This window comes from Collinsella sp. AF38-3AC (assembly GCF_003474365.1).
Classification (GTDB): domain Bacteria; phylum Actinomycetota; class Coriobacteriia; order Coriobacteriales; family Coriobacteriaceae; genus Collinsella.
The window spans coordinates 212-524 of the sequence record NZ_QROM01000047.1; the positions used below are offsets into that span (position 1 = coordinate 212).

Annotated in this window: 1 protein-coding gene; it reads right to left on the reverse strand. The window is 56.2% G+C overall.

Annotation, left to right across the window (positions count from 1 at the left end; all coding sequences use genetic code 11):
• On the reverse strand, positions 1-290 hold a 290-nt coding region (locus tag DW029_RS11575; protein ID WP_233543886.1), incomplete at its 3' end, for a hypothetical protein.
• Positions 291-313: the final 23 nt, after the last annotated feature.

Below are 313 nucleotides of genomic sequence, written 5' to 3' on the forward strand. Positions count from 1 at the left end.
ACTTTCAATAGGTTCTTACCGCAAATATGGATAATAGGATTTTCAATTACCTCAATCGGCACGGGGTTGTCCGGCGATGGCGTGCCGTCCTGCTTGCAGGCTCCCTCCACCTCGATACCCAGAAGGCTAGAGGGAAAAGCATCATCCACGTGGACGAAAGTTTCCTTGACTTTTCCTTTGAGGATGTTCTCGGCCGCTGGGTACAGCTTCGCTTCGGTGGCCTTCACCTCGGCGATGGCCTTGGTAGCCGCCTTATTGGCGGCGTCGGCGCGCTCGACCGCGTCGCTCACGCTCTTCTCTGCATCGGCCTTGA